Origin of the sequence: Paenarthrobacter sp. AT5, from assembly GCF_032764245.1 — a bacterium.
In the GTDB taxonomy this organism is placed as follows: Bacteria; Actinomycetota; Actinomycetes; order Actinomycetales; family Micrococcaceae; genus Arthrobacter; species Arthrobacter ureafaciens.
Map to the genome: position 1 here is coordinate 41,705 of NZ_CP136441.1, position 26,420 is coordinate 68,124.

Sequence of the window (26,420 nt, forward strand, 5' to 3'; positions counted from 1 at the left end):
TTCAGGGCCGGGCGGCCCAAGGGAACGAACCGCCCGGTGGTTTTAGGTGATGGGTTGCTGCTTGCGCTTGCCCCGGACGCCCGGCATTGCCAGGACGACGGCAAACAGGAGGAGCGCTGAGCCGGCCATGGTGAACGGCCACCAGCCGATTCCGCCCGATTCCGGGAGCTTGAGCGCGGGAACGTCCTTGACGGTGAGCAGGAAGATGCCGTCTCCGTTGGCGTCAGTGGTCGTGACAACGCCTCCTCCGCTGCCCTGGCCCAAACTCACGGAGCCGTCGGCGGCGATGGTGAACTGCACGGGTTCCGCGAGCAGGTTGAAGCCGACCGGGGCTGCGGTTTCTTCCAGCCAGTACACGCCCGGCTGGATGCCTTCGAGCTGGAATTGTCCGGTCTGGCCTACGATTGCCGCGACGGTGTAAGCGGTGTTGACCGCTCCGGGAGTTCCGCTTGCATCGTCGTGGATGGCCCAGCTCGACCCATCCATCGGAACCCAGGTGGACGCGGATGATTCGCCGATCTTTTCAATGAGGACCTTGGCCGGTGTCCGGTGGGTGGTGGTGCAATCGGCTCCGGGCGTGCCGGATCCGGTGGCGCACTGCTGCGGGGGAATCGCTGCGCTGCCGGTGACCGTGTTGATCAGCGTGGAGTTCCAGGCACCCTGGTTGACGGTGACGCTGTACTGCAAGGTTGCAGTCTTCCCGGCGGGAAGCGTGAAGGGCGCAGTGCTGAGCGTGGTGGACGGTGAAACCGGATTCGCCACAGGAGTCGGAGCGCCCGAACCGATGGTCAGGAGTGCAGAGCCATTCACGAAGGTGGCCTTGTTGAGGACCCCGGCGAGGTTGTCCGTTAGGACAATGCCGCTGATCTGTCCCACCACGCTCGTTGCGGTAACGGTGTAGGTGATGGTGTCGCCCGGGTTCACGAACTGCCCGACGGCGGTCCCGCTGCCATTGACGGAGGCCGTTTTCTTGATCGTCCAGGCGGGGTCGGCGGGGACTTCGGCATCATCGCTGGCGGTCACTGGATTGCCGATGGGCGGATTGCCGGTGACCATGGCGGTGTTCGTCAGCAGGCCGCTGGTGACATCCACGGCACTAATGACGTACGTAGCAGTGGCGGTCACGGTTTGGCCCGGGAGCAATATTCCAGGGAGGCCGGGCCAGGTGTAGGAGAGGGCGCTCATGGTGCCGGTGCCGGAGAACTGGGTCTCGTTGATGACGACTCCGGTCAGCGTGACGTTTCCTGTGTTCTGGGCGGTGAAGGAATACGTGGCTGTTTCCCCGGCAACCATGGTGCTCTTGTTCACGGACTTCACCAGCGAAATGGATGGGGCGGGAACGATTGCCGGGGAGATGGTGAAGATATAGTCCTCAACTTCACCGGAATCGGAAGCTCCGATGGGGACCTGCGTTTGGGTGCTGTTGTACCCCACGCGGAAGCGGGCGTAGGTGTCTCCGGCCGTTACTGTCGACAGCCCGGTCCAGTTGAGCGTTGCTTGTGTTGCCCCCGCTGCGAAGGTTGCGCAGGCCCGTTCCGCCGGGTTGTCGAAGCGGCCGTTTTTGTTGAAGTCGATCCATCCGCAAACCGTGCCTGCTTTGCTGGCGCCGGTGATGGCAACCGTGGTGGAGTAACTGCTTGTTCCGGCCGTGAACGGTGCAAGGGTCACGCCGTCATCGTTTTGGTCCAGGGTGGCCGAGGCGCTGGCGTTGGGCGAGGAGGTGCCGTTGGCCACGAGTGCGTTGTCCTCGGTGACGTTCGGTCCCAGTGCGACGTCGGAGAGGATGGCCCGGGCAGCGTTGCTTTGGTCATACGACGCCGGTGCGTCTCCGAAGTCCTGCGGCACTGTCATGGTAACGACGTAGTTATCCTGGTTGTGCCCCTGCTTCGAGATGTCGTTCTCTGTGTAGCCCGGCAGTGTTGAGCTCACCGGGACGAAGACGCCGGTGACATTGAAGGTCACGCTGGTCACAACGCCGTTGATGCGGACAGAACCACATCCCGCCGAAGCCTGCGCATCTAACGGATCCGGCGTGCCAGTCTGAACGCCGGAAGTGCAGGAGACTCCCGAGTTGTGGTTGGTGTTGGTGATCGAGTTCCCCGAAACGGCGAGGTTGCCGCCGGAAAGTTTGGTCAGGCTCAGCCCCGGCGTGGCCAGATTGAGGACGGCGTGGTGCTGCGACTGCCCATCGATGGTGTTGTTGTCGTTTTCATCAAAATAGACGTGGCCGCCCAAGCCGGCGATATTGAGCACGGGGTTCCGCACAGGCTGGTTGAAGGACATGGTGAGAGTTCCCAAACCGCTGCATGTTCCGGACGCGGGGCAGTTGTTGGTGAGTTCGGTGACGATTTCCACGCCGGGTGTATTGGTCGCGATCCCTTGTTGGTAGTCGGAGGCAACGTAGCCGCGGCTGTCCATCCTGGCCCCGCCTACCACCCCGGTCAGCCCGCCAATGTTATAGGTGGTGGTCAAATTGGATCCGGGCATGGTCAAGATCGCCTGCCCAGGGCTGACGGTGGCGTTGTTAATGGCTACTTGATAAGCCCGCGCAGGTGTCACGGCGCCCGGGATCGCGCTGGCGAGTATCCCCAGGAGGACCACCAACGTGGCGATAAAGGCTCTCGCCTTCTTTGATGTTGACTTAAACAACGTCTTCCCTTCAGCGTCTTTCCGGAATTGGCGCGGCCGCTGGATGTGGACGCACGCCAGGGGCCATGAGGCTGTCCGATGCGATCGGACCGGATATCGCTGTTAAAGGCGGCTGAAAGGGCGAATTGTGTTGCCGAAACGAATGTGACCTTAGTCACGCTTACCTCATGACCGGAGCTTGCAGCCCGGCATTGCAGAGAAGCCGTGGATTCAGGCTCCGGGGCGCGACAATATGGCCGCGCTCATGAGGGCGGCTTTTGAAGGGGTCCGGCTATTGCCGCAGGGCTCCAAGTCCGGCTATGAGTGCCTCCAGCCCGAGGCTGAAGGCGACGTTCGTGGGCATTGCGTGGCCCTCGGCGGCAAGCCGGTCCACTGCGGCGGTGAAGTTGGGTACCTGGTCCGCCAGGCTGCCGGCGTCGAAGATGTCCTCCGGCGCATTGACGTCGTAGGCCGCCCCGAATACGAAGGCCTCCAAGGCGACGATCGCAGAGATGATCCGCTCCTCGGGGAACCCGGCATCGCGGAATCCTGCCGTGACGGCCTCATACATGGCCAGCGTTTTGGGGGCGTTGGCAACGGGCAGGACGGCGATGACCGGGATGAGGGGCGTGTGCTTGGAAAAGACGTCCCGGTACGACCATGCCCATTTGCGGACGGCGACGTCCCAGGGTTCGGTGCCAAACGCCGATACATCCACCATGGCAGCCAGGTGATCCTCGAGAAGCAGCAGTACGTCGTCCTTGGAGGAAACGTGGTTATAGAGGGCGGATGGCGCTACGCCCAGCGATTTGGCGAGGGCCGCCATGGTGAGTCCGTCGTAGCCTTTGGCGCTGATCAACTCGAGTGCCGCCGTCGTGATGCCGTTTTGGTCCAAAACCCGCGCTACGGGACGACCGGCGCGTCGCCGGGTTTTGCCGGCGGGAGCGGCGCCGACAGTTGAAGGCGCGGCGTCGGGGGTGGGTGCGGGCATCGGAAGCCTTTCTGCTGCCATTGTCCCCAGCATTATTCCATTGCAGGTCTTCCCAGCAGCTGAAGCCGGCGCTACTATGAATATAAATGAATGGCATTCATTTATGGGCCAGCCACCACCCGGCGGCCACGGAAAGGACATCATGCAGAATCTTGAGCGCGACGTTGTGATCGTCGGTGCCGGTCCGTCAGGGTTGACGGCCGCGCGTGAACTGAAAAAGGCAGGACTTAGCGTTGCGGTACTCGAAGCCCGCGACCGCGTAGGTGGCCGCACATGGACCGACACCGTCGACGGAGCCATGCTGGAAATCGGCGGCCAGTGGGTTTCCCCGGACCAGACCGCACTCATGGCACTGCTCGAAGAGCTCGGTCTGGAGATGTACCCGCGCTACCGTGACGGAGAATCCGTCTACATCGGAGCGGACGGAAAGCGGGTCCAGTACACCGGCGACACTTTCCCGGTCAGCGAGACGACCAAAGCCGAGATGGACAAGCTGGTAAGGATCCTGGACGAACTCGCCGCGGAAATCGGTCCGACCGAACCCTGGGCCCATCCGAAGGCCCGTGAGCTGGACACCATTTCCTTCCACCACTGGCTCCGCCGGAACTCCCACGATGAGGAAGCCTGCAACAACATCGGCCTCTTCATTGCCGGTGGCATGCTCACCAAGCCCGCACATGCTTTCTCCGCCCTGCAGGCGGTGCTCATGGCCGCATCCGCCGGGTCCTTCACCCACCTGACGGATGAGGACTTCATCCTGGACAAGCGGGTAGTCGGCGGCATGCAGCAGGTCTCCCTGTTGCAGGCGGCGGAACTGGGCGCCGACGTCGTTCTTAACAGCCCGGTGCGCACCATCAATTGGGAAGAAAACCGTGCGACGGTCGAATCGGACCGGGCAACCGTCAACGCGCGCTACGTGATCATGGCCGTACCGCCGAACCTGTACTCCCGGGTTTCGTTCAACCCGCCGCTGCCGCGCCGCCAGCACCAGATGCACCAGCACCAGTCGCTGGGCCTGGTCATTAAGGTCCACGCTGTGTACAAGACGCCGTTCTGGCGCGAAGACGGATTGTCGGGGACCTGCTTCAGCGCCGGTGCCCTGGTCCAGGAGGTTTACGACAACACCAACCACGGCGACACCCGCGGCACCCTGGTCGGCTTTGTCTCCGACGAAAAGGCCGACGCAGTCTTCGAACTCAGCGCTGAAGATCGGAAGAAGGCCATCCTGGAGTCGATCGCCGGGTTCCTGGGAGAGAAGGCCCTGGCCCCCGAGGTCTACTACGAGTCCGACTGGGGGTCGGAAGAATGGACCCGTGGGGCGTACGCCTCCAGCTACGATCTGGGCGGCCTGCACCGCTACGGCAAGGACCAGCACGCCAACGTGGGCCCGATCTACTGGGCTTCATCCGACCTCGCGGCCGAGGGCTACCAGCACGTGGACGGCGCCGTGCGCATGGGCCAGGCAACCGCCGCGCGCATCGTGGAAGCGGACAAACTGGCGTCTGTTCTGACCTAACCGGCGCTGGGGGTGCCCGCCGTGCCGGCGGGTACCCCTGCCGCGCGTTCAGCGGCGGCAAGGGCATGGGCAAGGCGTTCGACGGCGGCACGGTAGTCGGTTCCGGCCGTCACCTTGCAGTGCTCGGCCTCCCGCATGGCTTGGGTAAGCGCGGCGGTTTCGGGCACCCGAACGTCGGACATTGCCGGGAAGTCAATGGCGAAAGCAGGGTCCAACTCGTAGGTGCGCCACTTGGTGAGGAGGGCCTGGTGCCAGGTGGCATCATCTGCGAAACCCGTACGACGGCGGGGCTCGGCAGCGCGGATACGCTCGACTTTGCGGATGGCCGCCAACGTTGCCGCCACCGTCGCGGCCGTGAGGGCAAGCATCACCAACCCGGCCGGTGCCCACTGCACGGCCGGAACCACAATCGCCGGTACCACCACAACGAGCCCGGCGAAGGCATCCCAAAAGATGGTGTCCGGCTCCGGCCCGCGGCCGCGGGTCAGTTTTCGTTGCAGGACAATTGTGGTCGCCACGGTTGCAAGGACCAAAGCAAAGCCCCACATGACCATCATCGGAGCACCTCCCGGACGCAAAAGGCTGTGTTTTCAGTATGCGGTGCGCCGTGGAATTTGGGTACGGGTGCGGGGGCAATGACCCGAGTCCCGGGGCCGCCGTTCCTAGTGTCAGACCTGGCGCGTAGCCTTGGCCCATGAGACTGAAAATGTGCAGCATCCACGTCAAAGATCCCGCCACTGCCCACGCGTTCTACACCGGGACACTCGGCTTCGACACCCTCATGGCGATGCCCGAATACAACCTGTTCATCATCAAGAACCCCGGCGCTGATGACACCGCAACGGGCCTCCTGCTGGAACCCAGCGACAACCCGATCGGTGCCAACTACATGAATGCCGTGTACGACGCCGGGATGCCGGCTGTGGTGCTGGGGGTGCCCGACGTCCGGGCCGAGTACGAGCGTCTGTTGGCCGCCGGCGTGGTGTTCAAGGGCGAGCCTGCCGAGGATCCATCCGGTATCAGTGCAGTGTTCGACGACGGCTGCGGGAACTTCGTGCAGCTGCATCAGGACTAGTTGCACAGCAATGGCCGGGACGCTGGAGTCCCGGCCATTGCTTGGTGCTACGAGTTGCGCTTGGTTCCCTTGGGAGCTTCGCGTTTGGCGGCAGCATTCTCCCGGGCTTCCTTGGTGGCCGCTTTCTTTCGCTTCTCTTCCTTGACGCGCAGCGTTTCGGCGCGCACGGCGGCGTGGGTTGCACGCTCGACTACCAGCCACTGAGGCGGGGACTGGAGCAGCTCGGCGATTTCCGCCGTCGTCAGCGGTTCGGTGATGCCGCCGCGGGTGAGGCCGCTGATGGAGACGTTGAGTTTCTGCGCAACAACCGGCCGCGGGTGCGGTCCGTTGCGGCGGAGTTCGGCAAGCCACTCGGGCGGGTTGGCCTGGAGTTCGGCGTATGCCTCGCGCGTGACGGGCGAGTCCTGGAACTCCTGGGGTGCAGCGGGCAGGTAGATGCCGAGTTTCTTGGCAGCTGTTGCCGGCTTCATGGTCTGGGAGTTCTTGGGAGTCATGCTTCAAGGGTATCTGGCCGGTACTGTGAGTGTGTGCCAGCCCCTGAAGAAGAGTCCCCCGAAACCAAAGAGCTCCGATTCGCCTATGTGGCGGGAGTGACACCGGGCAAGTGGATCCGGCGGTGGGAAGAGCGGATGCCGCACGTCCCGCTGCACTCGTTCATGTCCGACGACGAAACCCAGCTTTCGGTGCTGCGTGACGGTTCAGCGGATCTGAGCTTTGTTCGCCTGCCCGTGGACCGGGAAGGCCTGAACCTCATTCCCCTGTATGAGGAGCAGCAAGCGGTAGTGGCGCCGAAAGGCCACGAAATCTCGGTGTTCGAGGAGGTCGCGCTGGAGGACCTTTCAGAGGAGAACTTCCTCGACGTCGCTGAGATGGGCGGGCCGGAGATGGCCCTCCAGGTGGTGGCGTCAGGGGTCGGCTTGGTGATCCTTCCCATGCCCGTGGCCAGGCACTTGAACAACAAGCAAACGGTGAGTCGACGGCTCTCCGGAGCTCCGGGCACGCAGATCGGTCTCGCCTGGCTTGCGGGTACTGACAGTGAAGAGGTCGAGGAGTTCATTGGCATCGTGAGGGGCCGGACGGCGCAAAGCTCGCGGCAGCCGTCGGCGCAGAAGGAAAAGCCCAAGAAAGCTCCCAAGCCCGATCGTCGCGGGTCTTCGGCCGGGAAGAAACCGGCCGTTGCGCAGCGCTACGCACCCAATCCGGATAAGGGCCGGGGCAGGGGTTCACGCAAGAAGGGGAAGCGCTGATCTACTGGCCGTGGACTGATGCCTGCTGCTGTTCCGAGCGGTTGAGGTAGGCAAGCAGGAGATCGCCGGCTTTTTCCAGGTCGCTGTGCTCCAGGGCTGAACAGATTTTCTCGTTTTCCTCGAGCCAGTCGCTGTAGAAATTCGCGTCGACTGTTGCCTTGTGGAAGTACAGCCGCATCTCTGCGAGCACCTGCTTCATGATCGCGTTCAGGCGGGCGCTTTCGGCCAGGGCCACGATCGCTCCGTGGAAATGCTGGTTGGCGCTCCCCAGGCCGTCGTTGTCATTCGCAGCTGCCGCGCGCTTTCCCTCTTCGACGGCGGCCCTGACGGCAGCTATGCGCTCGGGTGAACCGCCCGCACGGATTGAACTGACTTCGATCGCGCGGCGGACTGTGTAAACGTCATGGATGTCCCCAGGCTCCAGCGTCGCCACATAAACCCCACGGTTGGGCTGCCGGATGAGCAGGCGTTCACTGGCCAGTTCGGCGAAGGCCTCACGGACAGTGTTGCGGGAGACGCCGAGGTCTTCGGCAACGGTTGCCTCGGTCAGTTTCGCTCCCGGAACCAGGAAGCCCTCAGCCAATTGGTAGCGGAGTTCTTCGGCCACGCGCTCCGCGACGGACGGTACCCGCATCCGGACCCGTGCGCGGGCACTGTCCAGGCCGGGGTGCTCATTCGTTTGCTGCTCTGCTCCGGCCATAGACCAAAATTACACGATTGCCGAAAATTAGGATCGCTGGATTGTTGAACAATCCAGCGATCTGGTGCATTCTTGATGTAACGCACATCACGAGGCAGGGATCACAGCATGGCAATCATTGACCTGAACAGCGACGTCGGAGAAGCCTTCGGACGCTGGACGCTTGGTGACGATGAAGCCATCTTCCGGTCCGTCTCCAGTGCCAACGTTGCGTGTGGATTCCACGCCGGTGACCCCGGCGTCATTCGCGCCACGTGCGAGAAGGCGGTGGAGGCCGGCGTCGTCATCGGCGCCCACGTGGGCTACCGCGACCTTGCAGGTTTCGGCCGCCGTTTCCTGGACATCGACCCCAAGGAACTCGCGGACGACGTCGTGTACCAGATCGGTGCGCTGCAGGCGCTGGCCGCTGTCTCAGGCGGTCGCGTTGAATACGTGAAGCCGCATGGCGGGCTTTACAACACCATCGTGAAGCACACGGCGCAGGCCCGCGCCGTAGTGGAGGCCGTCAAGTCGGTGGACCCCAACCTGCCGATACTCGGCCTGCCGGGATCGGAGGTCCTGCGCCTGGCCGAGGAAGCCGGACTGCGCGCCGTCTCTGAAGCTTTCGCCGACCGCGCTTACAACCCGGACGGCACGCTGGTTTCCCGCTCGCAACCCGGCGCCGTGCTGCATGATCCCGTAGAGGTGGCCGAACACGTCCTGCGTATGGCCACCGAACAATCCGTACGGACCATTGATGGTTCCGTCCTCACCATCCGCGCAGAGAGCATCTGCGTCCATGGAGACTCACCCGGGGCCGTTGCCATGGCCACTGAAGTGAAGTCCGCACTGATCGACGCCGGTGTCAGCATCGGCTCGTTCCTCTAGCCATCAAGCCCCTCTTCATCCCCTCCGGAGGAAACCATGACCAGCACCAACAAGGCAGCCAAGGCCGTGACAAGGAAGCCACCGGCCGGCGCCCTCAAGGCGTACGTCGCCAGCCTCACCGGCACGTCGCTCGAGTACTACGACTTTGCGATCTACTCGGTAGCGTCCGCACTCGTGTTCCCCAAGATCTTCTTCCCGGCAGGGGATGAGTTCGTTGCACTGCTCCTGTCCTTCTCGGCCTTTGCCGTGGGCTATCTGGCACGCCCCATCGGCGGCGTCGTCTTCGGGCGCCTGGGGGACAAGGTCGGGCGTAAATACGTCCTGGTCTTCACCCTGGTGCTGATCGGCATCGCGACTGTCCTGATCGGCGCCCTGCCGGATTACTCCGTGATCGGCGTGGCCGCACCGACTATTCTGGTGCTCCTCCGCCTGGCCCAGGGCATCGGCGTCGGTGGTGAGTGGGGCGGCGCCGTGTTGCTTTCCAGCGAATTCGGTGACCCGAACAAACGCGGATTCTGGTCCTCCGCCGCCCAGATCGGTCCGCCGGCCGGTAACCTCCTGGCCAACGGCGTGCTTGCCGTCCTGGCCGCAACGTTGAGCAACGAGGCATTCCTGTCCTGGGGCTGGCGCGTAGCCTTCCTGGCGTCGGCGCTTCTGGTGGCCTTCGGCCTGATTATCCGCCTCAAGCTGGAAGAAACCCCTGTCTTCAAGGCAATCCAGGCCCACGGTGAGCGTCCCAAGGCTCCCATCAAGGAAGTCTTCACCACCGAGCCCAAGGCCTTGGTCTCCGCAGCGCTTTCCCGCGTATGCCCGGACGTTCTGTATGCGCTCTTCACCGTCTTCGTGGCTGTTTACGCAACCAAAGAACTGGGCATGACCACCGGCAACGTCCTCGCCGCCATTCTCATCGGTTCTGCGTTCCAGTTGTTCCTCATCCCGCTTGCCGGGGCAGTGACCGACCGCATCAACCGTCGATTGGTCTACGGCGTGACGGCCGCAGCTACCGCCGTTTTCATTCCGCTTTTCTTCCTGATGATCCAAGGCAAGTCGGTAGTGATGCTGACTATCGGCGTCGTGATCGGCCTGGCACTCCACGCCTTCATGTACGGTCCGCAGGCCGCCTTCATCACCGAACAGTTCCCCGCCCGCCTGCGCTATGCCGGCAGCTCCCTGGCCTACACGCTGGCCGGGGTCGTCGGTGGAGCCGTCGCACCGCTCATCTTCACGGCCCTGTACGGGGCAGCGTCCGGCGGCTGGTGGCTGATTGCCGGTTACCTCCTGCTGACAGCCATCGTCACGATCGTCGGCATGCTCCTGGGCCGTGATCCCAAGCCGGAAGAGGAAGCCCGCCTCCTGGAGGGTTCGCACGCCTAATCGGCTGCGAAGCACATGATGGATACCGTGATGGAAACCGTAACCAGCAAGAAGGTCCGCGCCGTGAGGCCGGTAGGCACGCGCGCCGTGCTCGCGGAGTTGGACGGCCTTGCCGAGGTACTGGCCTTGCAGGACCTGCTCAACAGGAAGCCGCTTCCCGGCCAAGTGGACGTGCTGGCAGCTGCGGAAACGGTCATGGTGGTTGGCGAGTCAGCCTCCGCGACACGGGCCATCGGCGCCCGGCTCCTGCAGCTCGAACTGACAGCTCCGGACGTCACCGACTCCGGGTTGGTAGTGATCGAGACGGTGTACGACGGCGAGGACCTGGCTGACGTCGCGGAACTCACCGGCCTGAGCGTGGACGGTGTGGTGGCTGCGCACACAGGCCAGACCTGGACGGTCGCCTTCGCCGGGTTCGCGCCTGGATTCGGCTACATGGTGGGCGAGAACAATGCCTTGACGGTTCCCCGACGGGCCACCCCCCGGACGGCTGTTCCGGCCGGGTCAGTGGCCCTCGGCGGGGAGTACTCCGCTGTCTATCCCCGCCGTTCCCCGGGTGGGTGGCAACTGATCGGCCGCACGGGAGCCCGCATGTGGGATCTGGAACGTCCCAAGCCCGCCTTGGTGCGCCCGGGCGACCGTGTGCAGTACCGGGCTGTCCGGGAAGTTGTCACCGCCTCGGCCCATGAGCCCGAATCCGATTCGGAGCACCACACTGAATCCGGTCTGCGCATCGTCAGCCCGGGAGTCCAAAGCCTCATCGAGGACCTGGGCCGCAGAGGCCATGGCCCTCTGGGAGTTTCGGCTGCGGGAGCCCTGGACCGCGCTTCCATCCGTCGCGCCAATCGCCTGGTAGGCAACGCGTCGACGGCAGCCGCCATTGAGTCAGTGGGCGGTGGACTTTCCATCGAGGCCATCGGCGATCAGGTGATTGCGGTGACCGGTGCGCCGACGACGCTCAGCGTCCAGTCGCCGTCGTGGGTTGACTCAGTGAATCACGACGGCGGTCCACAGCCAGGCGCGACGCGAACCGTCGGCATGGCCGCACCGTTCGCACTGCTCGATGGTGAAGTCCTCAGCCTTGGAGTGCCTGAATCCGGATTCCGGAACTACGTGGCGATCCGTGGCGGCATAGATGTTCCGGCGGTCCTGGGCAGCCGCTCTGCTGACACGATGTCCGGAATCGGGCCGGCGCCTTTGACGGTCGGCAAGGAACTGCGGGCCGGCAGTGACACTGTTTCCACCGCGGTGGGCAGTCCCGAACTGCAGCCTGACTTTCCAGGTGCGGAGACCGTGACCGTGCTGGATGTGGTGCCCGGACCCCGCGCAGATTGGTTCGACCAGTCGGCCCTGGACTCGCTGGCAAGCCAGGATTGGGTGGTCACGCCGCAGTCCAACCGTGTGGGAATGCGCTTGGACGGGCAGCCCTTGGTGCGAACCCGCGACGGCGAACTCCCCAGCGAAGGGACCATGGCCGGAGCGCTCCAAATACCTCCCGCAGGCCTGCCTGTGCTGTTCCTCGCGGATCATCCCATTACGGGCGGCTACCCGGTGATCGGCGTAGTGCGCGACGAGCACCTTGACCGCGCCGCCCAAGTCCCGGTCGGCGGGAAAATCCGTTTCCGGCTGGTCCCGGATTCACCAGACTTCCAAACCCCGGAGAAGTGAGTTTTTAATGCGTAAGGTCCTGATTGCCAACCGCGGCGAAATCGCCGTCCGCGTGGCCCGAGCCTGTGACGATGCAGGCATCTCTTCCGTCGCCGTCTATGCGGCCATTGACGCCGACGCGATGCACGTCGCCCTTGCTGATGAGGCGTACAGCTTGGGCGGGAACAGCCCGGCCGACACCTACCTCAACATCGGCAAACTGCTGGATGTGGCCGCCAAGTCGGGAGCGGACGCCGTCCATCCCGGCTACGGCTTCCTGTCCGAGAATGCCGACTTCGCGCAGGCGGTCATCGATGCGGGACTTGAATGGGTGGGACCCTCGCCGGAGTCCATCCGCCAGCTTGGCAACAAGATCACGGCCAGGGAGATCGCCGTCCGGGCCGGTGCGCCCCTGGTTGCGGGAAGCGATGGCCCGGTGGCTTCGGCTGCCGAGGCCCGTGCCTTTGCCGAGGCGCATGGCCTGCCGATCGCCATCAAGGCTGCTTTTGGTGGTGGCGGTCGCGGACTGAAGGTGGTCCGTGAGCTGGCCGAGGTCGAGGAAGCGTTCGACTCTGCCGTCCGTGAAGCCGTGGTGGCGTTCGGTCGCGGCGAATGCTTTGTGGAGCAGTATCTCGACCGGCCGCGGCACGTGGAGGCGCAGATCATCGCCGACAAGCACGGGAACGTGGTTGTGGCGGGAACCCGGGATTGTTCGTTGCAGCGCCGGCACCAGAAGCTGGTTGAAGAGGCACCCGCTCCGTACCTGAGCGGAGAACAGCGGCACCAAATCTACGAGGCCTCAAAGGCGATCGTCCGCGAGGCCGGGTATTACGGCGCCGGAACCGTGGAGTTCCTGGTGTCCGCAGGAGGCGCTGTGGCCTTCCTCGAAGTAAACACCCGGCTGCAAGTGGAGCACCCTGTCACCGAGGAGACCGCCGGTGTGGACCTTGTCCAGGAACAGTTCCGTATTGCCTCAGGCTTGCCGCTAAGCATCACTGAGGACCCTTCCGCCCGTGGCCATTCCTTCGAGTTCCGCATCAACGCCGAAGACGTGGGCCGGGGATTCCTCCCGTCGCCGGGTACCGTCGCGTCCCTTGAAATTCCGGCCGGGCCGGGCATCCGGTGGGACTCGGGCGTGCGCGCAGGGTCAGTTGTGGCTCCGCAGTTCGATTCCCTCCTGGCCAAGTTGATCGTCACGGGTGCTGACCGCCAGCAAGCCCTGCGCCGGGCTCGCCGTGCCCTCGCGGAACTGAAGATCGTGGGTCTCCCTACCGTTGTGCCGTTCCACCGGGCAGTCCTTGAAGCCCAAGACTTTGTTGCAGCGGATGCCCTGCGCGTCCACACCCGTTGGATTGAGACCGACTTCGCGGACCGGATTCCCAACGATCCGGATTACTCCGTGGTTGCCTTCAACGGTGAGCGTCGGACCATCACCGTGGATGTTGACGGAAAGCGACTCGCTGTGGGCCTCCCGGCAGACCTTCTTGAGGGCTGGGCCCGTTCCGGACAGGGTCTGCCTCCGGTATCGGGACTGGCCGATACGCCGGGTTCTGTCACCGGGGAAGCACCCGCCGGGTCTGCACTGGTAGCTGCGATGTCCGGCACAGTGGTCAAGTGGTTGGCCGAACCCGGTGACGAAGTAGCCGAGGGCGATCCCCTGGTGGTGCTGGAAGCCATGAAGATGGAGACCCAGGTCTCCGCACACCGGGCAGGCACACTCACCGAAGTCCTCTCGGCTCCGGGTGGAGTAGTCGCCACGGGTGCGGTCCTGGCTCACATCGAGTAGTTCGTTCCCGCGGTTGGCTACTTGCCTGCGGGAGCGGCCACGCCCAGCACGCTGTCCAAGAGGCCATTCCGGAACTTGCCCTGAGGGTCATTGGCCTCCACCAGGGCGCGGAAGTCCTCGAACCTCGGGTACAGCGCAGCGAAGTCGTAAAGCGACGGCGTGAAGAGCTTGCCCCAGTGGGGGCGGGAACCGAACGGCTGCAAGCTGCGTTCGAGCTCGGGAAGGAAAGCTTCGACTTCGTCCTGGAGCGGCTTCCACGTGAAGTGCAGGGCAACGCTTTGCTGTTGGTAGAAGGGGCTGAGCCAGAACTCGTCCGCCGCAATGGTACGGATTTCGGAAACAAAGAGGAGCGGAGCAAGCTTGTCCGCCAAGGCACGAACGGCCTGGAGGGCCGCAGGGGCGTCCGTCAACGGGAGGATGAACTCGCTTTGCAGTTCTTCCCCGTTGCTTGGCGTGAACTCGTGGCGGAAGTGGGGCAAGCGGTCCAGCCATTTGCCGGGCTCGTCCAGCTGGATGGTGCAGTTCTCCGCGGACATTCCCGGCAGGGGATGAAGCGCGGCCGGGGCAGCCGTGGCGCCAAAAAGATCAGGCAGCGCAGTTTCGGTTCCCAGCGCCTTCAACCAAACCTGCGGGATCGAGTCTCCGGTGTAGTCGGTGAAGAAGCTGACGCTGTAGGCGCTTGATGCGATGGTTTCGAAATCCGTCAGCGCCCGGTCCCAAGGCAGCCCCGTGAGCACGCGCTGCCGCATCCCGAAGCTCGGGCGGACTGCCAACTCAAGGCCCGTGACGATTCCCATCGCCCCCAGCCCGACTACTGTTGCAGCGAATTCAGGGTCATCCCGGGTGAGCGTCACCAGTTCGCCGGAAGCTCGGACCACGTCCAAACTCACCACCGCTTCAGCCAGGGACGGGTTCTTGACGCCGCTGCCGTGCGTGCCCGTCTGGATAGCTCCGGCTACTGAGATGTGGGGCAGGGAGGCAAGGTTGTGGATGGCATAGCCCTGCTCTTCAATCGCCCGGCACAGGGCGCCGTAGCTGATGCCGCCGCTCACCTTGACCGTCTTCCGGTCCTCGGAAAGCGTGATCTCCTGGGGGAGCGCATCCAGCAGAATATGGGTGCCACTGGTATCGGCCACCGTGTTGAACGAATGCCGGGACCCAAGTGCCTTGACCCGCGAGGCATTGGCCACGAGCTCTTGGACCTCGCTTACCGAAGACGGGCGGTGCACGGCTGCGGACGAGTACTGGAGGTTTCCGGCCCAGTTCTTCATGGTTTGATCTTCCTCTGCTTTAGCGAACTCACTCCGTCGATTGTTTGCGCTCACAAAGGTGCCGTCAAGGGGAGTCCATTCCGGTGGGACGGCCCCCTCGGCTCCCAAGTGGGTCGCATTTGTGCGCGTTTACAGGGGCCAGAATGCGCTCAGCTGCGACTTAGTTGGGCGGGACTAGCCGTTGAGCTTGCCTGCCAGACGCTCGCGCATCCGGATGCTCGCCTCGTTGAGGCCGATGAACTCCACCTCGCGACCATGGTTCCGGTACTTTTCGGTGACGGAATCCAGCACGGCAATGGTGGACGCGTCCCACAAATGCGAGTTGTGCAGATCGATCACCACGCGATCTATGCCTTCTGCCGAATCTTTTGCGTAGTCGAACTGGGTGTACAGGTCATTGGATGAGGCGAAGAAGAGTTCACCGTCCACTGTGTAGGTCGCAACAGTCCCGCCGTTGAGCTCCAGTTCCGTCCGCTCCACCGTGGCGAAGTGGGCCACCCGCCGGGCGAACAGCACCATGGCGGTCAAGACGCCGACGCCGACACCCACTGCCAGGTTATGGGTGGCCACAACGGCAGCAACAGTGAGGAGCATGACGGCGGTCTCAGACTTGGGCAGGCGCCTCAAGGTGGATGGGCGGATGGAGTGCCAGTCGAAGGTAATCAGCGAAACGAAGATCATCACTGCCACGAGCGCCGCCATGGGAATCATCCCCACGACGTCGCCAAGGACCACCACCAGGACCAGCAGGAAGACGCCGGCCAGGAACGTGGACAGCCGTGTCCTGGCGCCGGATCCCTTGACATTGATCATGGTCTGCCCAATGACGGCGCAACCACCCAGACCGCCCAGGAAGCCCGTTACGATGTTCGCTGCTCCCTGCCCCCAGGAGACCCGGGTCTTATTGGACCGCGTATCAGTGATGTCATCAACCAGCTTGGCCGTCATGAGCGACTCAAGCAGACCGACCAGCGCCATGGACAAGGAGAACGGCGCGATGATTTGGAAGGTCTCCATGGTCAAGGGCACGTTGGGCAGGAAGAACCCCGGCAGGCTGTCCGGCAACTCGCCCTTGTCGCTCACAGTGGGAACGTCGATGTTTCCGAGGGCCGTGACCAGCGTAATGAGGACGATGGCCACCAAGGGCGCGGGTACTGCAGTTGTCAGGCGAGGCAGGCCGAACACGATCAACAACCCGACGGCGACGATCGGATAGACCATCCAAGGCACCCCGAAGAGTTCGGGCATCTGGGACATGAACACCAGGATGGCCAAGGCGTTGACGAAGCCGATCATCACGGATCGCGGGATGAACCGCATGAGCCGCGTGACGCCCAGGGCAGCGAGAATGATCTGGAAGACCCCCGCCAGGATGATGGTGGCAATCAGGTAGTCGAGGCCGTGTTCCTTCATGACCGGTGCAATGACCAGTGCAACGGCGCCGGTCGCAGCCGAGATCATGGCCGGGCGTCCACCGACGATTGCCGTGACCACACCCATGGTGAAGGACGCGAACAACCCGATTCGAGGGTCCACCCCGGCGATCACCGAGAACGCAATTGCTTCCGGAATGAGCGCCAATGCCACGACCAACCCGGCCAAGGATTCGGTCAAGAGACGGCGGGGCGAGCGGAAAGTCGCCCGCAGGGACATGAGTTGCTCCGGAGTCATGAGTCCTTAAAGTGCAGTCTGGCGGTAGCGCTCAATCTGCTTAAGACGCCGCAGGAGGCTGTCGCGCCGCGGGTGCGGAACGACGTCGGGCGCCTCAGCGGTGAGATCAATGTGTTCGGTCCCGTACTGCCACAGCAGAAGGTCGTCCAAGAGGCGGTCCGGGCCGGGGGAGTAGCGGTGGTCCAAGGCCTTGCGGACCTCGGTAATCCGGTTGGCGCTGAGCAGCCCGGCGAGTTCCACGGTCTTGGTGAGTCCGTGGGCTGCAAGGAGTTCGGCGGCCCATCCCCAGTCGTCATCTACTTTACGGTCTACGTGCGGCAGCAGGGTACGCCAGACGTCACGTACACGGTTGGGAGTGAGCGGCGAGGCACCCTCGCCTTCGAGGTCCCAGTAGCCACGAACTTCCTCATACCGCTCGTGGAGATCTGCGAACGCGGTCTCCACGGTTTCCAGCATGGCGGCCGTGGCGGTGAATTGACGGTCGAAGTGCGGGGTCCAGGCCCGGGGGTCCTCCGCCTTGAAGCGGATGTCGTGTTCGATCTCGCTCCACGCATGGGCGAACACCGTGCGGATCTGGCATTCGAAGAAGTAGCTGCCGTTGGCGGGCAGATCCGGATTGAAGACCTGCTGGTACTCCTTCACGGTCTCGTTCTGGATGGTCCGCAAAATGAGGTGCCTGCTGGAATAGCCGTACGTTCCGGACTCGATGGAGCCGATGTCCTTTTCCCGGTCCCCGCGGCAATCGAAGAGCTGGCGTTGGCGCTTGATGATGTTGGCTACCGCGGCGTTCTCTGCGGGCAGTTTGGTGATGACCCGGATGCCGACCATGTCATTCAGCGTCCGGAACGGATCCGGGAACTTGAGCACGCGGGGGCCACCCGGCTCCAGGGGTTCCTCTGTCCGGGAGATCTTCTCGCGGAACGAATCGACGGTCTTGGTGCGGCCGGTAACGAACAACGGCGTCACCTCGGCGTCGTTGAGCAAGTCCCTAAGGGTCAGCAAAACGTCACGGGTAACACGCTTAAGTGCAGGGCGCACCCGCTCGTAAAGTTGGACGTTGGCCTCCACCGCTTTGCGCTGATCGAGGTCCAAGCTGTCCCAGTTGCTTGCCATGGTTCCAGCTTACGGTGCGGCCCTGACAGCGAAGCCGGACGCCCCGCCGTCGAACTGCTGCTAGCCAAACCGGCGGCCGCTCGCGATAGGCTCGATACAAAGGAGGGCGCAATGTTGCGGCACAAGTACAGCTACGGCGAACACCCCAGTCAGTGGGGCGAACTCTTCATACCTGAACCACACAACGGAAACCACCGGGGCCCGGCGGCCGTGGCGGGAGGTGTCGCCGTCGTGATCCATGGCGGCTATTGGCGCTCCCAGTACGGCGCAGAGCTGGGTGAACCTCTTGCCCGCGACCTCGCGGCCCATGGCATCACCGCCTGGAACCTTGAATACCGGAGGGCCGGGAACGGCGGCGGCTGGCCGCATACCTTCGAAGACATCCTTGCCGGCATCGACTATCTGGCACAGATCGCCGGCAACCATGACCTCCAGCTCGGCAAGGTGGTGGCACTGGGCCACTCCGCCGGCGGGCACCTTGCGGTATGGGCCGCCGGCCGTGGCCGGTTGTCCTCCATCGGAACGCCCGACGCCGATCGGCAGCTGGAGCGCGGACCGGAAGAAGAAGCCGTGCACCTGACCGGCGTCGTGAGCCAGTCCGGTCTCCTGAACCTTGCAGCGGCCGAACGCCTGAACCTCAGCAACGGCGCGGTCTGCAACCTGATGGGCGGAGATTCGGCAAGATACCCCAAACGGCATAAATACGCAGACCCCATGACGTCCCTCCCGATCGACGTTCCCGTATATGCCGTTCACGCCATGAATGATGAGGATGTTCCGGCGAGCCAGTCCGAGGCCTACGTCGCAGCAAGCAACGCATCCGGTGGCTCGGCACAACTCCTGAGGGTTCCGGGGGACCACTTCGACCTCATCGACCCGAAGGCCGTGGCCTACAAGAAGTGCCGCGAACTGGTCCAGCGCCTGCTCTCCTGACCGCTGGTTCAGCCCAACGTCCTCTGGCAGAGTTGTCCCATGCTGACTGTTATTGGCGAGGCCCTTGTTGACGTCGTCCAGCGTTCCAGCGGGATAGAGGCCCACGTTGGCGGCAGCCCGCTCAACGTTGCCGTGGGCCTGGCCCGGCTGGATCATCCCGTCCAATTCCTGGGCCGGTACGGAAAGGACGCTTACGGGGACTCCGTGGGCGCCCACCTGCGGTCCAGTTCAGTCATGGTTCCGCTTCCGCCCGACGACAAGCCCACCAGCGTGGCCACCGCCCTGGTGGACGACGACGGCGCCGCCACCTACACGTTCGATCTCGCCTGGGATGTCCCCGGACTCATCGGGCGGCTGCCCCTCATGCTGCAAGGTGCCACTTTGCTGCACACGGGATCCATCGCCGCTTTCCTGGAACCCGGGGCCGGGGAAGTGCTGGCCGCCGTCGAGTTCGCCCACCCACGATGCACCGTCAGCTTCGACCCCAATTGCCGCCCCAGCATCATCACTGACAGGGAATATGCCCGCCGGCAGGCCGAACGATTCGTGAGCCTCGCGGACGTGGTCAAGGCATCGGACGAAGACCTTGAATGGCTCTACCCGGGCGAAGATGTCTTGGACTCGGCCCGTCGCTGGATGGCATTGGGCGGCCATGAGGGGCCCGCCATGGTGGTGGTGACGCGCGGAGCGCGGGGCCCCTGGGGGATCACGCGTGCAGGCGAAACCCAGCTTCCGGCACCGCTGGTAGATGTGGTGGACACGGTGGGTGCCGGTGACTCGTTCATGGCCGGTCTCTTGTCAGCCATTGTGGACCGCGGGTTGGACGGCGCCCAGAACCGCGATGAACTCCGCGCCATGCCGGCTGAAACCCTCGCCGCCATCATGGACCACGCGGCGAGGGCTGCGGCCGTCACCGTTTCACGCGCCGGAGCCAATCCGCCGTCGAGGGCTGAACTGAACCACGCCTAGAACTCAGACGGCGCCGTGTCCTTCGGCGACTTCTTCTCCCGCCTTGACCGGTCCCGGGGGTGTGCCGTCACCGAAGGGACGCCCGCCGAGGGACTCCCGGCCGTGCGGAGTCAACCATCCGGACAAGTCCGGCCCCGCCGGGACGATCTGCGTCGGGTTGATGTCCTCGTGGACGATGTAATAGTGCTGCTTGATCTGCACGAAGTCGATGGTGTCCCCGAACCCGGGCGTCTGGAACAGGTCCCGTGCGTAGGCCCACAATGCCGGCATCTCGGTGAGCTTGTTCCGGTTGCACTTGAAGTGGCCGTGGTAGACAGCGTCGAACCTTGCCAGGGTGGTGAAGAGGCGGACGTCGGCCTCCGTGATGGTGTCTCCCACAAGGTAGCGCTGCTGGGAAAGGCGTTGTTCCAACCAGTCCATCGCCGTCCATAGCCGTTGGTAGGCGGCTTCATATGCTTCCTGGGACCCCGCGAAACCACAGCGGTAGACGCCGTTGTTGATTTCGGTAAAGACCCGCTTGTTGACCTCGTCGATTTCCTGCCGCAGGTGCTCGGGGTACAGCTTGGGAGCTCCGGGGCGGTGGAATTCCGTCCACTCGGTGGAGAAGTCCAGGGTGATCTGCGGAAAGTTGTTGGTGACTACGGCGCCGCTGGGAATGTCCACAAGCGCGGGGACCGTGATGCCCCGCGGGTAGTCCGGGAAACGACGGAAGAAAGCTTCCTGCAAACGTTCGATTCCCAGCACCGGGTCCTTGCCGTCGGGGTCGAGATCGAACGTCCAGGAACGGGCGTCATGAGTCGGGCCGGGCTGGCCGAGGCTGATGGCATCCTCAAGGCCCAGGAGCCTGCGCACGATGACTGTGCGGTTGGCCCACGGGCACGCCCTGGCAGCGATGAGGCGGTACCGCCCGGCTTCCACGGGCCAGCCGGGTTCGCCGTTTGGTCCCTGCGTGCCGTCCCGGGTGATGCGGTCCTCGATGTAGTTGGTGTCCCGGTTGAACTCGCCGCCGGTGACGTATGCGCCTTTTGTGCTGTACTCCTGGGTCGTTTTCTCACTCATGGACCCACACTATGTTGTGCTTCTCTCCGCAGGCGAGGGCCGGGGGAAACGCCGGGGCTACCCACGTAGACTGGCATGATGCGGCTCGTAGCAAGTGATATTGACGGCACCATCCTCGGTCACGACGGAAAAATCAGCGCCAGGACCATCAGGGCCTTCCAGGCCTGCCGCGACGCCGGGGTGGAACTCGTTTTTGTCACCGGCCGCCCGCCGCGCTGGCTGTACCCGTTGGAGGAGCAGCTCGGCCACAGCGGAATCGTCATTTGTTCCAACGGCGCCGTTGTTTGGGACCCTGCTGCCGGGAAGCCCATCTCGTCGACGGCGCTGGACATCACCGCTGTCTTTGAAGCGCGGCGAATCATCAAGTCGATCAGGCCTGACGCTCTGTTCGGGGCGGAGACCCTCCACGGCTTCCACCTTGAACCCGGCTTTATCGAAAACGAAACCAGCGAGCTGCTCGGGGAATTCACTCCCGCCCCCTTGGATCGGACACTGACGGCCGCTGACGCAGTGGTGAAGTTCCTGGCCATCACCCGGGAAGGCACCCCGGACGAGTTCCTCGCGGAAGTCGGACCCGCCGTCGCGCACTTGGTGGCTACAACGCACTCTGCGCCCCGGACCGCTTTGCTGGAGATGTCCGTGCCAGGCATCAACAAAGCCGTGACGCTCGCAAAGTATGCCGAGTCGCTGGGCATTGAAGCGGCTGACGTCGTGGCTTTCGGGGATATGCCCAACGACATCGAGATGCTGCGTTGGGCCGGCCACGGTTATGCCATGGCCAGCGGACATCCGGAGGCGATCCTCGCTGCCGGCCGGCAGGCTCCGCATTTCGACGACGACGGTGTGGCCCAGATACTCGAAGCGAAGTTGGCCGGGGAGAAGGTCTAAGCCCTCAAGGGTGCCGCACGCCCTCACCGGCGAGGATTGCCCGGTAGCCCTCCTTGTAGCTCGGGTAGGTGAAGGTAAAGCCGGTAGACAGGAGCCGCTGGTTCGAACAGCGTTTGTCTCCTGGGCCGTCGTCGGAGGCAGGCCTTGCCGGAGGTTCCGGAAGCTGCAGTTCCTTGGCGAGGAAGCGCAAAACGTCGCCCAGTTCAGCCGATTCGTTGTCCACGCCCACGTAGACCGCATCCGGCTCCTGTTCCATGGTGGCCAAATGGACGATCATGGCAGCGGCGTCGTCGCGGTGGATGCGGTTGGTGTGCTTGGGCTGGGACGGGATGACGGCCTTGCCGGAGCGGACCTGGTCAATGAGCCGGGTCCTTCCAGGGCCATAGATCCCTCCAAGGCGCAGGACCACAGCTTGGGATTCCCCGGCGCGGGAAAAGAGCAACTCCTCCGCCTCCAGGAGAATTTTTCCGCTGAAACGGGTTGGTTTGGTGGGGGTCGATTCGTCCACCACGGCTCCACCTGCGTCCGGGTAGACGGCCGTCGAGGAGATGAGCAAGATGCGCCGGGGCGGAACAGCCTGGCGGTCCACGGCATCCAGGACGTGGGAAAGCCCGTCCACGTATGCTGCCCGGTAGGCCTCCTCGGTGGAAGCATCAGCGGCCAGGGCAATCACTACGGTTCCGGCATCTGCCGGCAGCGCTGGTACCTCTTGCGACAAGTCGGCGCGGACGCCGCGTATTTCCCCCGGCAGCTTCTCCGGTGAACGCCGGAGGCCGATCACTTCATGTCCCGCCGCCGCGAACCGCAGGCCTGCTTCAGTTCCGAGGTCGCCGCAACCGGCAATCAACACAGTCATCCCAATAGTCTGCCAGCCGTCACCGCGGGCGGCCGGATCCCTCAGTTACGCTACCCGTGTGACGCTGCCCTACTTTCTTCGCAAGGACGGTTCTTCCGGTCCTCTGGCACTGGCCCATCGAGGTTTCTCCCTGGACGGGTTGGAGAACTCGATGGCAGCCTTCCACGCGGCTGTTGAGCTGGGGACCGTCCACGTTGAGACCGATGTGCACACGACAGCGGACCGGCTTTTGGTGGTTTTCCATGACGCGTCTTTGGACCGGGTGACGAATGCTGCAGGACGGATCGCCGAGCTGACCGGTGACGAGGTGACCCAAGCCCGCATCGGCGGCATCGAACCTGTACCGACTTTCGACCAGCTCGTCACAGCCCTTCCCGGCGCGAAACTGAATCTGGACGTCAAGGACTGGAACTCGGTGGGTCCCATGGCGGAAGCCATCGAACGGCACGGCATCCACAGCCAGGTCCTCGTCACCAGTTTCTCGGACCGCCGCAGACGGGCCGTCCTGAAGCGCCTGGACAAACGGGTTGCGTCCTCGGCAGGCTCTACCCTCACGGCCCTTTTTGTCTTCCTGGGCCCAATACTTCCGGCTGCGTTGGCGCGTAGGCTGCTTGCCGACGTCGATGTCTTCCAAGTGCCCGTCCGTTACGGCCGCTTTCGCGTAGTAAGCGAAGGCTTTATTCGCCGCGCACATCGCATCGACCGCCTCGTCCACGTATGGACCATCAACGAGCGGGCGGAGATGGAGCGGCTGTTGGATCTGGGCGTGGATGGAATTGTGTCCGACCGGCTGGACCTGCTCAAACAAGTGCTGATTGAGCGGGACGACTGGGTATGAGGAACTTGGCCACCCGTTAGTCGAGTCAGAGATCCTGTTCGCCCTCGATGGCCGCAGGGCGCAGCTGTGCTGCCCGGATGCGCTCAAGGTCGAACTTGGGGCCGCGATCGAACGTGAAGATGCCGTTCTTCTCCTGGAAGACGTCCGTCAACTGGGTGTAGCAGTACCCGAACATATCCGCGTTCCGCAGGAGGACGCGGCACAGGCCTTCGAACCGTTCATAGAATTCCTCTTCGCTGGCCACGCGCTGACCGTAGCCCCAGGAACTTGCCACATCATTGCCGGCTTCAGCGGCCTGCCTGGCCTCTTCCTCGTTCCACCAGATACCCCCGAACTCGGAGACGAAGTAGGGCTGGCCGGCGTAGGGGACCGAGTAATCCCCGCCGTCGGGGGTGCGGTTGAGGAAAGGCTTGCCGTCGGCGAGGCCCTCCTGCTGGAGGCGGAACTTGTCCGGATCCTGCTCGTAGGAGTGGGAATCGTAGATGTCCGTCTCGCGGACGCGGTGGGAGTAGCCCGAGGCATCGATCACCGGGCGCGTGGGATCGGCCAGCTTGGTGGCTAGGAACATGGCCTGCGTGACGTCGTCCAGCACGGTGATGCGGTCATGGAGGAGTTGGTGTGTTTCATTGAGCGGGCACCAGCCGATGATGGACGGATGGTTGAAGTCGCGCTGCAGCACCTCCAACCACTGGGCAACGAAGCTCGCAGTGGGCTTCTGGTTGTGGCCGACCGTTCCTCCGCCGGACACGCCCCAGTCCCCGAACTCGCCCCAGACGAGGTAGCCCAAGCGATCCGCGTGGTAGAGGAAACGCTCTTCGAAGACCTTCTGGTGGAGCCGGGCACCGTTGAAACCTGCGGCCATGGAGAGTTCGATGTCCTTGACCAGCACCGCATCGTCCGGCGACGTCATGAGTGAGTCCGGCCAGTAGCCCTGATCCAGAACGAGCCGCTGGAATACGGGCTTGCCGTTGATGCGCACCACTTTGCCGTCCAGTGCCACGGACCTGACGGCGGCGTAGCTGGCCACCTGGTCCACCGGCGAACCAGTGGCGTCCTCGATGGCCACCTCAAGGTCATATAGGAAGGGATCCTCGGGTGACCACGGCCGGAGTTCATCCTGCGGTATGCCGAGCCGGAGCGATGGCGATAGGTCCAGGTCCGCCCGCACCGACGCTTCCGCTACGGTGGTGCCGGCGTTCCTGAGGATGGCCTTGATGGTATGGCCTGCACGGTTCTGCGAGAGGGGCACCTCTAGAGCCAGACTGGAATCGGCAAGGTTGGGAGTGATCCGGAGGTGCTTGATGTGGACCTCGGGAACGGCTTCAAGCCACACCGTCTGCCAGATCCCCGTGGTGCGCGTGTACTGGCAGTGGGTGTTGCTGTACCAGGTGGCTTGCTTGCCGCGTGCCTGCATCTCATGCCGGGAGTCCCTGGCCCGCACCACCAGCACTGCGTCCTCGCCGGGTTCGGCCAATCCGCTGAGATCTGCCGTGAAGGGGGTGAAGCCGCCGCGATGCCGGGCCACCTCCACTCCGTTGACCCATACCGTGGCATCGTGATCCACGGCGCCGAAGTGGAGCAGGACCTTCTTCCCGGCCCATTCCCCGGGAACGGTGATGGTGCGCCGGTACCAGACGGCCTCCATGAAGTCCACGTGCCCGACGCCGGACAGGGCCGACTCGGGAGCGAAGGGAACCAGGATCTCCCCGGTGAGCTCCCGTGTGGTGAGGCCGCGCTCCCATCCTGAGTCACCGGCGTCGATCTCGAATCCCCACGTGCCGTTGAGGTTCAACCAGGTGTCCCGGACCAGTTGCGGCCGCGGATGCTCAGGTTTGGGAAGGGCGTGGTTGCTGGCGACTGTCAAGGCAGCTCCTTAGAAGGCAGGCTCGTTTTTACAACGTTAGAATCTTTCGCGTCCGGATGCGAGGGTTTGGACGGCTATGTGGATTATCCGCGAGGAAAGTCGTGGCATGAGAGTCTGGTTAATACAGTCCAGCCGCCGCAAGGAGATTGACGTGACCCAGTACCGCTTGGCCATCCTTGACGACTACCAGCAGGTCTCCAGCGATTACGCTCCGTGGGATTCACTGCTCGACGACGGCGTGAAGGTCACGGTCTTCAGCGCACCTTTCGTGTCGGAGGAGCAGGCGGTGGCGGCATTGGCGCCGTTCGACATCATCGTTGCCATGCGCGAACGCACCCGATTCCCGCGTCATGTCCTCGAAGAGCTGGGCAACTTGCAACTCCTGGTCACCACGGGGATGGCCAACGCGGCGATCGACATGGATGCCGCATCCGAGCGTGGCATCGTGGTGTGCGGTACGGCCGGGTCCCCGGCAGCAGCTCCGGAGATGACCTGGTCCCTCTTGTTGGCATTCGCCCGCAACCTCGTGGCGGAGGAGAACTCGCTCCGGGCAGGCGGGTGGCAGTCCGCCGTCGGGTTTGAACTCGAAGGAAAGACGCTCGGAATTGTTGGCCTCGGCAAGATCGGCTCCCGGATCGCCCGGTACGCGCAGGCGTTCGGCATGGACGTCCTGGCCTGGAGCCAGAACCTTACGTCTGAAGCCGCGAAGGCTGCCGGTGCCCGAAAGGTCACTAAGGAGGAGCTGTTCCGCGAGTCCGACGTCGTCACGCTCCACCTGCGGCTTTCGGAGCGTACCAGGGGGATTGTGGGAGCCAACGAGCTGCGCCTCCTTGGTCCCGAAGGTTTGCTGGTCAACACCGCCCGCGGACCTTTGGTGGACGAGGCTGCGCTGATCCGGGCGCTGGAGGAGGGGTGGATCCGCGGGGCTGCGCTGGACGTTTTCGACGATGAGCCGCTCCCCGCAGGGCATGCGCTGCTGCATTCTCCAAGGACGGTCCTCTCACCGCACATCGGCTATGTGACGCACGAAAGCTACCGCCAGTTCTACGGAGGGGCGTTCGAGGACGTCAAGGGCTGGCTGGCGGACACCCCTGTCCGGGTGTTGAACGGCTGAGCCAGGGCGCTGT

23 protein-coding genes are annotated in these 26,420 nt (G+C 63.8%); 12 read left to right on the plus strand and 11 right to left on the minus strand.

Annotated elements, in window-relative coordinates; genetic code table 11:
* Positions 1-42: 42 nt before the first annotated feature.
* Both RI444_RS00205 and RI444_RS00210 read right to left on the minus strand, forming a co-directional pair.
* Entirely contained in the window at positions 43-2,649 is a 2,607-nt protein-coding gene (locus RI444_RS00205) for a GEVED domain-containing protein (RefSeq protein ID WP_242703179.1), read from the minus strand.
* A gap of 271 nt (positions 2,650-2,920) precedes the next feature.
* The gene (locus RI444_RS00210; RefSeq protein ID WP_069696606.1) at positions 2,921-3,652 is read right to left on the minus strand and encodes a TetR/AcrR family transcriptional regulator; all 732 of its coding nucleotides are present in this window, start codon (positions 3,650-3,652) and stop codon (positions 2,921-2,923) included.
* Positions 3,653-3,761: 109 nt separating this feature from the next.
* On the opposite strand from RI444_RS00210, the gene RI444_RS00215 reads away from it, so the two are divergent.
* A complete protein-coding gene (locus tag RI444_RS00215; RefSeq protein ID WP_207605836.1) occupies positions 3,762-5,135 on the plus strand; it encodes a flavin monoamine oxidase family protein in 1,374 nt (457 codons plus the stop codon).
* Here RI444_RS00215 and RI444_RS00220 read toward each other — a convergent pair.
* On the minus strand, positions 5,132-5,692 hold the full coding sequence (locus RI444_RS00220; RefSeq protein ID WP_207605294.1) for a hypothetical protein: 561 nt from the start codon (positions 5,690-5,692) through the stop codon (positions 5,132-5,134). The two genes, RI444_RS00215 and RI444_RS00220, sit on opposite strands and share 4 nt — an antisense overlap.
* Before the next feature lie 137 nt (positions 5,693-5,829).
* On the opposite strand from RI444_RS00220, the gene RI444_RS00225 reads away from it, so the two are divergent.
* Positions 5,830-6,210, plus strand: a complete 381-nt coding sequence (locus tag RI444_RS00225) for a VOC family protein (RefSeq protein WP_031216767.1) — start codon at positions 5,830-5,832, stop codon at positions 6,208-6,210.
* Positions 6,211-6,257: 47 nt separating this feature from the next.
* Here RI444_RS00225 and RI444_RS00230 read toward each other — a convergent pair whose 3' ends face one another.
* Entirely contained in the window at positions 6,258-6,704 is a 447-nt protein-coding gene (locus RI444_RS00230) for a DUF5997 family protein (RefSeq protein WP_062094416.1), read from the minus strand.
* Between the two features lie 33 nt (positions 6,705-6,737).
* Between RI444_RS00230 and RI444_RS00235 the strand changes: the two genes are divergently transcribed.
* Positions 6,738-7,457, plus strand: a complete 720-nt coding sequence (locus RI444_RS00235) for a LysR family transcriptional regulator substrate-binding protein (protein WP_069696608.1) — start codon at positions 6,738-6,740, stop codon at positions 7,455-7,457.
* 1 nt (position 7,458) lies between these two features.
* On the opposite strand, the gene RI444_RS00240 is transcribed toward RI444_RS00235, so the two are convergent.
* Complete coding sequence (locus tag RI444_RS00240; protein WP_207605293.1) at positions 7,459-8,157, minus strand: GntR family transcriptional regulator; 699 nt, start codon at positions 8,155-8,157, stop codon at positions 7,459-7,461.
* Positions 8,158-8,265: 108 nt separating this feature from the next.
* On the opposite strand from RI444_RS00240, the gene RI444_RS00245 reads away from it, so the two are divergent.
* The 4 genes from RI444_RS00245 to RI444_RS00260 are packed head-to-tail and all read left to right on the plus strand — an operon-like array spanning position 8,266 to position 13,831.
* Positions 8,266-9,024: a LamB/YcsF family protein gene (locus tag RI444_RS00245; RefSeq protein ID WP_082694602.1), complete on the plus strand. Its 759-nt coding sequence runs from the start codon at positions 8,266-8,268 to the stop codon at positions 9,022-9,024.
* A 36-nt stretch (positions 9,025-9,060) separates the two neighbouring features.
* Complete coding sequence (locus RI444_RS00250) at positions 9,061-10,398, plus strand: MFS transporter (protein WP_062094420.1); 1,338 nt, start codon at positions 9,061-9,063, stop codon at positions 10,396-10,398.
* Positions 10,399-10,416: 18 nt separating this feature from the next.
* Positions 10,417-12,066: a 5-oxoprolinase/urea amidolyase family protein gene (locus RI444_RS00255; RefSeq protein ID WP_069696661.1), complete on the plus strand. Its 1,650-nt coding sequence runs from the start codon at positions 10,417-10,419 to the stop codon at positions 12,064-12,066.
* A 7-nt stretch (positions 12,067-12,073) separates the two neighbouring features.
* Positions 12,074-13,831: an acetyl/propionyl/methylcrotonyl-CoA carboxylase subunit alpha gene (locus RI444_RS00260; protein ID WP_207605292.1), complete on the plus strand. Its 1,758-nt coding sequence runs from the start codon at positions 12,074-12,076 to the stop codon at positions 13,829-13,831.
* 17 nt (positions 13,832-13,848) lie between these two features.
* Here the strand turns inward: RI444_RS00260 and RI444_RS00265 are convergent, their stop codons facing one another.
* The 3 genes from RI444_RS00265 to RI444_RS00275 form a co-directional block, all read right to left on the minus strand.
* Positions 13,849-15,102 (minus strand): D-arabinono-1,4-lactone oxidase, encoded by a 1,254-nt coding sequence (locus tag RI444_RS00265; protein ID WP_179013051.1) that lies wholly within the window; start codon positions 15,100-15,102, stop codon positions 13,849-13,851.
* Between the two features lie 174 nt (positions 15,103-15,276).
* Positions 15,277-16,773: a SulP family inorganic anion transporter gene (locus RI444_RS00270; protein WP_207605291.1), complete on the minus strand. Its 1,497-nt coding sequence runs from the start codon at positions 16,771-16,773 to the stop codon at positions 15,277-15,279.
* Between the two features lie 6 nt (positions 16,774-16,779).
* A complete protein-coding gene (locus RI444_RS00275; RefSeq protein ID WP_193592392.1) occupies positions 16,780-17,886 on the minus strand; it encodes a GTP pyrophosphokinase family protein in 1,107 nt (368 codons plus the stop codon).
* Between the two features lie 111 nt (positions 17,887-17,997).
* On the opposite strand from RI444_RS00275, the gene RI444_RS00280 reads away from it, so the two are divergent.
* Together RI444_RS00280 and RI444_RS00285 are read left to right on the plus strand one after the other, a co-directional pair.
* Positions 17,998-18,819, plus strand: coding sequence for an alpha/beta hydrolase (locus RI444_RS00280; RefSeq protein WP_179013056.1), 822 nt, complete (start codon positions 17,998-18,000; stop codon positions 18,817-18,819).
* 39 nt (positions 18,820-18,858) lie between these two features.
* A complete protein-coding gene (locus RI444_RS00285) occupies positions 18,859-19,788 on the plus strand; it encodes a carbohydrate kinase family protein (RefSeq protein ID WP_207605290.1) in 930 nt (309 codons plus the stop codon).
* Between the two features lie 3 nt (positions 19,789-19,791).
* On the opposite strand, the gene RI444_RS00290 is transcribed toward RI444_RS00285, so the two are convergent.
* On the minus strand, positions 19,792-20,847 hold the full coding sequence (locus tag RI444_RS00290; protein WP_069696615.1) for a glutathione S-transferase family protein: 1,056 nt from the start codon (positions 20,845-20,847) through the stop codon (positions 19,792-19,794).
* 78 nt (positions 20,848-20,925) lie between these two features.
* Between RI444_RS00290 and RI444_RS00295 the strand changes: the two genes are divergently transcribed.
* Positions 20,926-21,735 carry an HAD family hydrolase gene (locus RI444_RS00295; protein ID WP_179013137.1) on the plus strand — a complete coding sequence of 270 codons (810 nt, stop codon included), beginning with the start codon at positions 20,926-20,928 and terminating at the stop codon, positions 21,733-21,735.
* Between the two features lie 4 nt (positions 21,736-21,739).
* On the opposite strand, the gene RI444_RS00300 is transcribed toward RI444_RS00295, so the two are convergent.
* Positions 21,740-22,591, minus strand: a complete 852-nt coding sequence (locus RI444_RS00300; RefSeq protein ID WP_207605289.1) for an SDR family oxidoreductase — start codon at positions 22,589-22,591, stop codon at positions 21,740-21,742.
* A gap of 58 nt (positions 22,592-22,649) precedes the next feature.
* Between RI444_RS00300 and RI444_RS00305 the strand changes: the two genes are divergently transcribed.
* Positions 22,650-23,429: a glycerophosphodiester phosphodiesterase gene (locus RI444_RS00305; protein ID WP_083262019.1), complete on the plus strand. Its 780-nt coding sequence runs from the start codon at positions 22,650-22,652 to the stop codon at positions 23,427-23,429.
* Between the two features lie 25 nt (positions 23,430-23,454).
* Here RI444_RS00305 and RI444_RS00310 read toward each other — a convergent pair whose 3' ends face one another.
* A complete protein-coding gene (locus RI444_RS00310; protein ID WP_207605288.1) occupies positions 23,455-25,293 on the minus strand; it encodes a glycoside hydrolase family 2 protein in 1,839 nt (612 codons plus the stop codon).
* A 151-nt stretch (positions 25,294-25,444) separates the two neighbouring features.
* On the opposite strand from RI444_RS00310, the gene RI444_RS00315 reads away from it, so the two are divergent.
* Positions 25,445-26,407: a D-2-hydroxyacid dehydrogenase family protein gene (locus RI444_RS00315; protein ID WP_227471475.1), complete on the plus strand. Its 963-nt coding sequence runs from the start codon at positions 25,445-25,447 to the stop codon at positions 26,405-26,407.
* The last annotated feature ends 13 nt before the right edge of the window (positions 26,408-26,420 follow it).

Excerpts from the sequence above, each read along its gene's own strand:
- RI444_RS00210 (WP_069696606.1), bottom strand. The coding sequence starts at position 3,652 with ATGCTGGGGACAATGGCAGCAGAAAGGCTTCCGATGCCCGCACCCACC.
- RI444_RS00215 (WP_207605836.1), top strand. The coding sequence starts at position 3,762 with ATGCAGAATCTTGAGCGCGACGTTGTGATCGTCGGTGCCGGTCCGTCA.
- RI444_RS00220 (WP_207605294.1), bottom strand. The coding sequence starts at position 5,692 with ATGATGGTCATGTGGGGCTTTGCTTTGGTCCTTGCAACCGTGGCGACC.
- RI444_RS00225 (WP_031216767.1), top strand. The coding sequence starts at position 5,830 with ATGAGACTGAAAATGTGCAGCATCCACGTCAAAGATCCCGCCACTGCC.
- RI444_RS00230 (WP_062094416.1), bottom strand. The coding sequence starts at position 6,704 with ATGACTCCCAAGAACTCCCAGACCATGAAGCCGGCAACAGCTGCCAAG.
- RI444_RS00240 (WP_207605293.1), bottom strand. The coding sequence starts at position 8,157 with ATGGCCGGAGCAGAGCAGCAAACGAATGAGCACCCCGGCCTGGACAGT.
- RI444_RS00245 (WP_082694602.1), top strand. The coding sequence starts at position 8,266 with ATGGCAATCATTGACCTGAACAGCGACGTCGGAGAAGCCTTCGGACGC.
- RI444_RS00250 (WP_062094420.1), top strand. The coding sequence starts at position 9,061 with ATGACCAGCACCAACAAGGCAGCCAAGGCCGTGACAAGGAAGCCACCG.
- RI444_RS00255 (WP_069696661.1), top strand. The coding sequence starts at position 10,417 with ATGGATACCGTGATGGAAACCGTAACCAGCAAGAAGGTCCGCGCCGTG.
- RI444_RS00260 (WP_207605292.1), top strand. The coding sequence starts at position 12,074 with ATGCGTAAGGTCCTGATTGCCAACCGCGGCGAAATCGCCGTCCGCGTG.
- RI444_RS00265 (WP_179013051.1), bottom strand. The coding sequence starts at position 15,102 with ATGAAGAACTGGGCCGGAAACCTCCAGTACTCGTCCGCAGCCGTGCAC.
- RI444_RS00270 (WP_207605291.1), bottom strand. The coding sequence starts at position 16,773 with ATGACTCCGGAGCAACTCATGTCCCTGCGGGCGACTTTCCGCTCGCCC.
- RI444_RS00275 (WP_193592392.1), bottom strand. The coding sequence starts at position 17,886 with ATGGCAAGCAACTGGGACAGCTTGGACCTCGATCAGCGCAAAGCGGTG.
- RI444_RS00280 (WP_179013056.1), top strand. The coding sequence starts at position 17,998 with ATGTTGCGGCACAAGTACAGCTACGGCGAACACCCCAGTCAGTGGGGC.
- RI444_RS00285 (WP_207605290.1), top strand. The coding sequence starts at position 18,859 with ATGCTGACTGTTATTGGCGAGGCCCTTGTTGACGTCGTCCAGCGTTCC.
- RI444_RS00290 (WP_069696615.1), bottom strand. The coding sequence starts at position 20,847 with ATGAGTGAGAAAACGACCCAGGAGTACAGCACAAAAGGCGCATACGTC.
- RI444_RS00295 (WP_179013137.1), top strand. The coding sequence starts at position 20,926 with ATGCGGCTCGTAGCAAGTGATATTGACGGCACCATCCTCGGTCACGAC.
- RI444_RS00300 (WP_207605289.1), bottom strand. The coding sequence starts at position 22,591 with ATGACTGTGTTGATTGCCGGTTGCGGCGACCTCGGAACTGAAGCAGGC.